At 41.0% G+C, this 6,970-nt stretch carries 7 protein-coding genes; 4 read left to right on the forward strand and 3 right to left on the reverse strand.

What is annotated here, in order from left to right; genetic code table 11:
- Positions 1-3: 3 nt before the first annotated feature.
- From yihI to hemN, 3 genes are all read left to right on the forward strand, one after another.
- Complete coding sequence (gene yihI / locus ACHSBP_RS04990; RefSeq protein ID WP_010561648.1) at positions 4-585, forward strand: Der GTPase-activating protein YihI; 582 nt, start codon at positions 4-6, stop codon at positions 583-585.
- Entirely contained in the window at positions 585-1,088 is a 504-nt protein-coding gene (locus ACHSBP_RS04995) for a DUF2489 domain-containing protein (protein ID WP_010561649.1), read from the forward strand. The genes yihI and ACHSBP_RS04995 overlap by 1 nt, the downstream gene beginning before the upstream one ends.
- 118 nt (positions 1,089-1,206) lie before the next feature.
- Positions 1,207-2,577, forward strand: coding sequence for an oxygen-independent coproporphyrinogen III oxidase (hemN, locus tag ACHSBP_RS05000; protein WP_010561650.1), 1,371 nt, complete (start codon positions 1,207-1,209; stop codon positions 2,575-2,577).
- 4 nt (positions 2,578-2,581) lie between these two features.
- Here the strand turns inward: hemN and ACHSBP_RS05005 are convergent, their stop codons facing one another.
- From ACHSBP_RS05005 to ACHSBP_RS05015, 3 genes are all read right to left on the reverse strand, one after another.
- Positions 2,582-3,073 (reverse strand): DUF1285 domain-containing protein, encoded by a 492-nt coding sequence (locus tag ACHSBP_RS05005; protein ID WP_010561651.1) that lies wholly within the window; start codon positions 3,071-3,073, stop codon positions 2,582-2,584.
- A 31-nt stretch (positions 3,074-3,104) separates the two neighbouring features.
- Positions 3,105-3,674 (reverse strand): YceI family protein, encoded by a 570-nt coding sequence (locus tag ACHSBP_RS05010; RefSeq protein WP_395388263.1) that lies wholly within the window; start codon positions 3,672-3,674, stop codon positions 3,105-3,107.
- Positions 3,675-3,742: 68 nt separating this feature from the next.
- The gene (locus tag ACHSBP_RS05015) at positions 3,743-4,210 is read right to left on the reverse strand and encodes a DciA family protein (protein ID WP_010561653.1); all 468 of its coding nucleotides are present in this window, start codon (positions 4,208-4,210) and stop codon (positions 3,743-3,745) included.
- 348 nt (positions 4,211-4,558) lie between these two features.
- Between ACHSBP_RS05015 and secA the strand changes: the two genes are divergently transcribed.
- Positions 4,559-6,970, forward strand: a 2,412-nt coding sequence (gene secA, locus ACHSBP_RS05020; RefSeq protein WP_395388264.1) for a preprotein translocase subunit SecA, incomplete at its 3' end; no start/stop codon positions are given.

Raw genomic sequence — 6,970 nt, forward strand, 5'->3', positions numbered from 1 at the left:
ATTATGACCAGAAAGAAAAAGTCACGCAAAATCGGTACCGGTGGCAATGGAAGCTTCCGCCTTAGCAAAGAGAAACTTGCCGAACTACGCGCTTTGAAAGAGCAGCGTGTTAAAAAGCGTACTGGTAATAAAGCGGGTACGCGCAACGCACAAGATGCTTTAAATGAGCAGCAAGGTGCGGGTAAGCAACGCAAAGACAGCCGTTTAGGTAGTAAAAAGCCTGTTAGTCTTGTGCCTGAAGCAGAGGTTACTCAGCAACAGCCAGAGTTTAAGCGTCATCTACAGCCGCAAGTAGAGTTACGTAAAGTCGGTGAGCCTCAGCTAACACCAGAGCAAGAGCTTGAGCAAATTGAAAACGATCAAAAGCTAATGTCGTTACTTGAGCGTCAAAATGCAGGTGAAGTGTTAGTAGGAAAAGACATCAAATACTTAAACGCGAAGGTAGAGCGTCACCAAGCACTTTGCGACTTGTTAGGTATTGATGATGAAGATGAGTTTGACGATGAAGACATGCTTGACCAATTTATGTCGAACGATCTTGCCGATGAATGGTTAAGTGATGATGACGAGGAGGAGCTTAAGTAGTGAATGCTATTTGGGTTATCGCCATTATTATTGCCGCTGCTATTGTTGCAGGGTTAGCTTTTTACGCTGGTAAGTTGTTATTTCAACTGAAAGTACAAAAAGAAAAGCAACAAGCGCAAATTGAAAAGTTAAAAGTTAAAGCGGCTGAGCGCAATGCAAAAATTGCCGACAGCATTAACTTGATTGCACGCGCGATGAAAGAGAAGCAGTGTGAATATTCAGAAGGATGTTTACGTATTTGGGTGTTGATGTCGCAGTATCAATTCTCTGAAACAGTGGATCTTGAAACGGAATATCAGCACGTTTTCAAAATGTATGATGTGGTAAAGGAAATGCCGACCCACGATGCGCGTAAGAAATACAGTAAGAAAGAAGTCTTCCAAATGGATAGCAAGCGTTGGCGTGCTGAAAAAGAGCTTGAAGAAGGCATTTTGGCCGAAGCCGCTAAGCTAGAAGCTTACTTCCCAGCTGATCCGAATACCAAACACGTATTCGCTAATTAGCCACCTTATCTAATCTGTAAATAAAGCCAGCACTTGCTGGCTTTATTGTTTTGGATCAAAGCCGGTTTCTCGTTCCTTTTGTACACTTGCTAAACCTTAATATTGTTAGGTTTCAGTCGTGCAAAATTTCGTTGAATGGGATAACTCCCTTATAAAAAAATACAATGTGTCAGGTCCTCGTTATACTTCGTATCCAACGGCGTTGTCGTTTGAGCCTGGCTTTTCTGTTGATTCGGTAACACAGGCGATCGCCAAAAGCGATAATACGCGCTTGTCGCTGTATATTCATGTACCGTTTTGTCACCAGCTATGCTATTACTGCGGCTGTAATAAAATAATTACTCGCCACCAACATAAAGCAGATGTGTATTTAGACTTTTTAGAGCAAGAAGCAAAAGCACAAGCAACTCTTTATAAAGATTACAAAATCGAGCAGTTACATTTAGGTGGTGGTACACCCACGTTTTTAACAAAAGAACAAATGAGCCGTTTAATGGCGATTGTTAAAACGTATTTTAACTTTTCAGACCAAGTGCAAGCTGGAATTGAAATTGACCCACGCTCTTTACCTGAAGATATGCTTAGTCATTTACGCTCGCTAGGTTTTAATCGTGTGTCTTTTGGTATTCAAGATTTTAATGATGATGTGCAAAAGGCTGTAAACCGTGAACAATGTGCTGATAACGTTGCAAACTTAGTTACTGAAGCGCGCGCACTGGGTTTTTCTTCAGTGAATGCCGATATGATTTACGGCTTACCATTGCAAACGCCAGAGAGCTTCCAAGAAAGCATGGCGCGTTTAATAGCCCTGTCGCCTGATCGTGTTTCGGTATTTAACTATGCCCATTTACCTGATCGTTTTGCTGCACAGCGCAAAATTAAAGATGAGCAATTACCTAGCCCAGAGCATAAGCTAACAATGTTTAAAAACACCTTGGCGCAAATGGTTGAGGCTGGATACGTTAATATCGGCATGGATCATTTTGCCAAAAGCACGGATTCGTTGGCGATTGCGCAGCAACAAGGTAAATTGCATCGTAACTTCCAAGGCTACACCACACACGGTGAGTGTGACTTATTGGGTTTAGGTGCATCCTCTATTTCGCAAGTAGGCGATAGCATTTTCCAAAACCCGAAAGATTTGAAAGATTATTATCAAACCGTTGAAACGGCGGGCGTACCTGTTGTTAAAGGCCTAACGTTAACCACAGATGATAAAATTCGCGCATTTGTGATTAAAGAAATTATTTGTCACTTTAAGTTGAATTTCGCAGATGTTGAGCGCAAGTTTTCGATTAATTTTGCAGATTATTTTGCAGAAGAATTATCAGGTCTTTCGTGTTTTGCTGAAGATGGCATGATCTCATTAAACGATGAACAGCTTGTGGTTGAAAATAAAGGGCGTTTGTTTATTCGTAATATTTGTATGACGTTTGATGCGTACTTAAAACAACAAGCAAAGCTAACACGCTTCTCGCGAGTGATTTAAAAGTTTAACCAATAAAGAAGTCTTGGCCGCCAGAGCAAATAGCAAAGCGGCCTTTTTTTTGCTCTGAGATTTCAGCCCATTGATAAAATACGTTTCGTGATACTTTCGCCATTACACCATGATGTAAATGCAGGTAAGGCACGTCACCATTTATCTCTAAGGTGTGATTTTCACCAAGTACATACTCTCTTGCTAGGTTATCGCAGCAAACAATAAAGCCGTCTTTTTGATACCAATGCGTAATTAGAAAAGGCGCATCCTCTACCTGAATGCGCATTTTCTCAACGGGTGTTTTTAAATAGTAGTGGCCTTGCTCTTTGGTTAGTACTTTTGCAAACAGTTTTACCAAATTAATGCGATTGATTTTACTTTCTTGGAAATACCAATCGCCATTGCGTTTGATAGTGATATCAATATCGCCACAACTTTCTGGCTGCCATGTTTCAAATGGCGCAATACTGGTTTCAATTTGTTGTGTTAATTCTGCAAGGTTCATTTTTGAACAAGGCCTATGTTTGCCGCAAAAATTACTTAGCGAAATGCAATACGAAAGTCACAGGAACAGCACGCGCGATATTGGGTAGGCCAGCTACTTTTTGCAGCGCTGCTACGCCTGTGTCTAGATTAAAGTCACTGGCATTAATTACAACAGGTGTCATTGCGCTGACAAGTAAATCATCTTGGCTAGTACGGGCAACAAATACTTCGATTGAAAGCGTTTTTTCAATGCCATTTAGCGACAACGTAGCAGGTACTGAAAATACATGTGTCGGTGCGTTTTTCATTGCGGCAAGTTCTTTGCTTACATCGGCGCTTAACGTTAGTGTTGGAAATGCTTTAGTATTGAATAGCATGCTTTGCATACGTTCATTGCGAATTGGGATATTAGTTTCAACAGACGTTAGGTCAATTTCTAGAGATAACTTACCCTCGTCAGTAATCGTGCCAGATAATGTTTTAAAGTGGTGTACTTCACCGATTTTGTCTTTTTTTACCGAGACAAAACTGAGTTTAGAACTGTCGTTTTGTAGTTGCCACGCTGCAAGCGAACTAAAGCTTGTAGCCAGTAAAGCGATTGAAAAAAGTGATTTAAGCATAACGCATACCTAAGTTAGTAATAAAAATAATTGCGATTCTATAGTAACTTAACTATCGCTAAATTCCATTACCTATCTGCGAGCTTAGCGAGTTTTTCGAGTTTTAATCTAAGAGAGTCCGGTGCGTGCTGAGCAACTTCAAGCAGCGATTGCTGTGCACTTTTTGTTAGACGTTTCTTTTCTTGGCTTTGCTGCTGTTGCTGGTTTGCTTGTAGGCTTTTTGCGCTGCGCGGCGATGTTTGAATTTTAATCTGACACAACTCAGGCAGACCAAGGCGTCTAAAGTCACTAAGTAAGCTCATTTTCATATAGTTTAGGCGCATCGCAACTGCCGCAGATTGGGCGTTTAACACTAAGGTGCCATCTTGATAGTTTGCTATGGTGCACTTTTGTAGCATATTTTGATCAAGTATTTGTTCAAGCAAATTTTGTAATTGCTTGTTTTCTTGATTCTTATTTGAAAACTGCTGCAGCCGATTAGGAAGGTTAGTCAGTACATCCCCTAGCGGTTTAGGTGCAAACCTGTTTTTAGCCATGGTTAGATACCTCTTTTTTATTATTGTATTGGGCAAGAATAGTTACAGCAAGTAAAAAGCTGTAAATAAAGCAGAACAAAGGGCAAATTAAACTTGGCTCACTGTGATTAAACGAATAAAATATCGCCCTTGAATTTGGCAGTTTTGTCTCAATATATAGAAAAATATAGTTGTATCACACAAGGCTATATTGCTAGTTATCTCAAATAATGCAATTTCACTATTGTTAACGAGCCAGGTTTGGTCGGGTTAACTAGCAATATCGGTGCTCTGCTGATACTGTACGCACAATTAATTTGAAAAGTGGCATGGGTTTTGTCACTAAACTAAGGTTGTAACGGTTTTATCATGATAGCTAACTTACTTACCAAGATATTTGGTAGTCGCAATGATCGAATAATTAAAAACTTACGAAAAACGGTCGCGCAAATTAATGGATTAGAACAGCAATACGAAGGGCTGTCGGATGAAGAACTAAAAGCGAAAACAGCTGAGTTTCGTAAGCGTTATGATAATGGTGAAACCTTAGATTCATTTCTAGCTGAAGCATTTGCAGTTGTACGTGAAGCATCAAAGCGTGTTTATGGTATGCGCCATTTCGATGTACAGCTGATTGGTGGTATGGTTTTACACCAAGGTAAAATCTCTGAAATGCGTACTGGTGAAGGTAAAACCCTTACAGCAACTTTACCAGCATACTTACATGGTTTAACAGGCAAAGGCGTTCACGTTATTACGGTGAATGACTACCTTGCAAAACGTGATGCGGAAACAAACCGCGCACTTTTTGAATTCTTAGGTCTGACTGTTGGTTGCAACGTACCGGGCATGATGCCGCAGCAAAAGAAAGTAGCTTATGCTGCTGACATTACTTACGGTACAAACAACGAATTTGGTTTTGACTACTTACGTGACAATATGGCGTTTACACCAGATGAGCGTGTACAACGTCCTTTATATTACGCCGTAGTGGATGAGGTTGACTCAATCTTAATCGATGAAGCGCGTACGCCACTGATTATTTCTGGTCCTGCGGAAGATAGTTCTGAACTTTATCAGCAAATTGATAAGCTAGTTCCAAGCCTAGAGCAGCAAGAAAAAGAAGATGAAGAAGGCGTTGAAGGTGATGGCGATTTCACTATTGATGAAAAAGCGAAACAAGTACACCTTACAGAGCGTGGCCAAGTACGTGTTGAAGAACTACTTACTGAGCTAGGTTTAATCGATGAAGGTGATTCGCTTTATTCTGCTAATAACATCACATTATTAAGCCACGTATATGCAGCACTTCGTGCGCACAAGCTTTATCAAAAAGACGTTGATTACGTAGTAAAAGATGGTGAAGTAATCATTGTTGATGAGCACACAGGCCGTACTATGGAAGGCCGTCGTTGGTCTGAAGGTTTACACCAAGCTGTTGAAGCAAAAGAAGGTGTAAGCATTCAAAATGAGAACCAAACACTAGCATCAATCACGTTCCAGAATTACTTCCGTTTATATGATGTACTTGCTGGTATGACAGGTACAGCCGATACAGAAGCATTTGAGTTCCAGTCAATTTACGGTTTAGAAACCGTTGTTATTCCAACTAACAAGCCGATGGTACGTGATGATCGTGCGGATTTAGTTTATTTAACACAAGAAGAAAAGTACGAAGCAATTTTAGCGGACATTCGCGACTGCCAAGAGCGTGGTCAGCCTGTGCTTGTGGGTACTATTTCAATTGAAAGCTCTGAATACTTATCGCAGTTTTTGCGCAAAGAGAAAATTAAGCACAACGTACTTAATGCAAAGTTCCACCAACAAGAAGCTGAAATTGTTGCCAATGCTGGTCTTGCAGGCGCAGTAACCATTGCTACTAACATGGCGGGTCGTGGTACCGATATCGTGTTAGGTGGTAACTGGAAGTTGGAAGTTGAGCAACTTGAAAACCCATCTGATGAGCAAATTGCAAAGATTAAAGAAGAATGGCAAAAACGCCATGATGCAGTACTAGAAGCAGGTGGTTTACACATTATTGCTACTGAGCGTCATGAATCACGTCGTATTGATAACCAGTTACGTGGTCGTTCTGGCCGTCAAGGTGATGCGGGTTCGAGCCGTTTCTACCTATCTATGGAAGATGCGCTTATGCGTATTTTCGCTGGCGAACGCATGATGAACATGATGCGCAAATTAGGTATGCAACGTGGCGAAGCAATTGAGCACCCGTGGGTAAACCGTGCAATTGAAAATGCACAGCGTAAAGTTGAAGCACGTAACTTTGATATTCGTAAGCAACTACTTGAGTACGACGATGTAGCAAATGATCAACGTCGTGTTGTTTACACTCAGCGTAATGAGCTGCTTGAAGAAGGCGATATTTCAGAAACAATCACAGCAATTCGCTCGGATGTGTTAAACGGTATTATCGACCAGTACATTCCACCACAATCACTTGCTGATATGTGGGATATTGCAGGCTTAGAAGATCGCTTACGTGCAGATTTCTTAGTTGAAATGCCGCTTCAACAGTGGCTTGATGAAGACAATAAACTTTACGAAGAAAAACTTCGTGAGCGTATTGAAGAAGGTGTTACAGCGGCTTACAAACATAAAGAAGATCAAGTGGGTGCAGATGTACTACGCCACTTCGAAAAAGCAATTATGTTACAAACGCTTGACCAACATTGGAAAGATCACCTTGCTGCAATGGATCACTTACGTCAAGGTATCGGTCTGCGTGGTTATGCACAGAAGAATCCAAAGCAAGAGTACAAG

The organism is Pseudoalteromonas sp. XMcav1-K, from assembly GCF_044005875.1.
In the GTDB taxonomy this organism is placed as follows: Bacteria; Pseudomonadota; Gammaproteobacteria; order Enterobacterales; family Alteromonadaceae; genus Pseudoalteromonas; species Pseudoalteromonas spongiae.

What these genes read in the sequence shown, in the direction of transcription:
- ACHSBP_RS05015 (WP_010561653.1), bottom strand. Translation starts at nt 4,210, where the DNA reads ATGGCTAAAAACAGGTTTGCACCTAAACCGCTAGGGGATGTACTGACT.
- yihI (WP_010561648.1), top strand. Translation starts at nt 4, where the DNA reads ATGACCAGAAAGAAAAAGTCACGCAAAATCGGTACCGGTGGCAATGGA.
- ACHSBP_RS05005 (WP_010561651.1), bottom strand. Translation starts at nt 3,073, where the DNA reads ATGAACCTTGCAGAATTAACACAACAAATTGAAACCAGTATTGCGCCA.
- ACHSBP_RS05010 (WP_395388263.1), bottom strand. Translation starts at nt 3,674, where the DNA reads ATGCTTAAATCACTTTTTTCAATCGCTTTACTGGCTACAAGCTTTAGT.